The sequence below is a fragment of the Magnetococcales bacterium genome (genome assembly GCA_015232395.1).
Taxonomy (GTDB): domain Bacteria; phylum Pseudomonadota; class Magnetococcia; order Magnetococcales; family JADFZT01; genus JADFZT01.
In genome coordinates, this window is sequence record JADFZT010000078.1 from 17,742 (window position 1) to 19,243 (window position 1,502).

3 protein-coding genes and 1 CRISPR repeat array are annotated in these 1,502 nt (G+C 46.9%); of the genes, 2 read left to right on the top strand and 1 reads right to left on the bottom strand.

All coding sequences use genetic code 11. The features are described from left to right. A partial coding sequence (locus HQL52_16805) for a hypothetical protein (protein ID MBF0371112.1) occupies nucleotides 1–425 on the top strand: 425 nt, incomplete at its 5' end. Between the two features lie 61 nt (nucleotides 426–486). Next, a CRISPR array of direct repeats spans nucleotides 487–791; the repeat unit is 25 nt; unit sequence GGAATCGGGGGACACCTTACCTATT. A gap of 177 nt (nucleotides 792–968) precedes the next feature. Beyond that, on the top strand, nucleotides 969–1,190 hold the full coding sequence (locus HQL52_16810; GenBank protein MBF0371113.1) for an addiction module protein: 222 nt from the start codon (nucleotides 969–971) through the stop codon (nucleotides 1,188–1,190). Between the two features lie 23 nt (nucleotides 1,191–1,213). Here the strand turns inward: HQL52_16810 and HQL52_16815 are convergent, their stop codons facing one another. Then, nucleotides 1,214–1,492, bottom strand: a complete 279-nt coding sequence (locus HQL52_16815) for a hypothetical protein (GenBank protein MBF0371114.1) — start codon at nucleotides 1,490–1,492, stop codon at nucleotides 1,214–1,216. Nucleotides 1,493–1,502: the final 10 nt, after the last annotated feature.

The following is a 1,502-nucleotide window of genomic DNA, read 5'->3' on the forward strand; positions in this document are numbered from 1 at the left end:
AAAAAGCAGAATGGTTTCATGGGGTGGTTGATGTTTGGCGTCAAGATAGAAAGTTTGGCTTTATAAAGTCTAGTCAAGAAAGTTTTTACTTTAACAGTCAGTATCTTTTTTGCGATGAGATGGAGATTGAAGAGGGAAGGAAAGTGACTTTTATTGCTTTGCCTCCTCTGGCGAACTCTAAAAGCAGGCGTGCATCACGTATTTTCGTGCACGGCTGTAAAATTCGGGGCAAGATTACACATGTTCCCATAAATAAAGGATATGCTTTTGCTGATGTAGAGGGGCAATTGGGTGAGAAGCAAAGTCTACTTGTCTTGATTGAACAAGGAAAAATAATTAGTACAGGGGCAACTGTCGAACTTTTTCTTGATGGAAACCAGAAAGGCCCAATAGGGAAAAGTTTGGAGGTTCTCCAGCCATCTTGATTTTGGGCTTGATTCCGCCATGGAATCATGAATCGGCCACCATTGAATCGATTGAATCGATTGAATCGGGGGACATCTTACCCATTTCCTTTTATCGATTGAATCGGGGGACATATTGGAATCGGGGGACACCTTACCTATTTCTTTTTATTGGAATCGGGGGACACCTTACCTATTTCTTTTTTGGAATCGGGGGAATCGGGGGACACCTTACCTATTATCGGGAATCGGGGGAGGAATCGGGGGACACCTTACCTATGGGGGAGGAATCGGGGGACACCTTACCTATTTCCTTTTTGCAACAATAAACTTATTTATGTCTCGTGCATGCCAGAATCGGGGGAATCGGGGGACACCTTACCTATTTCCTTTTTGCAACAATAAACTTATTTATGTCTCGTGCATGCCAGGGTCAATAAACAGCGCCAGATTTATTCTCCTCCCTTGGATCGGAAGATTTTCCCCATTATCATTGGTCTTCTATAGATTTGTCCGAGAATTTTTTTGTGAGGAGGAACACGCCCACACCAAGGAGAATTATCGATGGAAAAAGCAGTGGCCACCATTGAAGCAGAAGCTCTGAAGCTGAGTCCAATAGCGCGTCTGGAATTGGTGGATGCCATTCTGGGAAGTCTGGATGTGGCGGATGAAAAAATGGACCGGCTTTGGTCTGAGGAAGCGGAAGATCGTCTGTCGGCCTACCGGCGGGGGGAGTTGAAAGCCATTTCTCTGGAGGAGGTGTTGGCAAAATACCGCACGTCATGAATCATGGGATGCTCCTAATCCATCTACAGAAAAACCGCAGCTGAAACCGAAAGCCGTTTCGCCAGTGAGCGCATTTGGTGCACGTTCATCTCCCCCTTGCCAGCCAATATTTCCGAAACCACCCCCTGGCTGCCGATTTCCGGCAGGTCGGATTGGTGCAGGTCATGTTGCTCCATCAGCAGGCGAAGCACCTCTTGGCTTGGGGCGTCGGGAATCGGGTGGTGATCCGCTTCGTAAGTCTCAATCAGAACACCCAGAATATCAGTCAAGTCGTATAGAGGGTGGGTTACATCCTCACCCACTTCATCCAGA

Coding starts and splice junctions, on each gene's coding strand:
- HQL52_16810 (MBF0371113.1), top strand. CDS start 969: ATGGAAAAAGCAGTGGCCACCATTGAAGCAGAAGCTCTGAAGCTGAGT.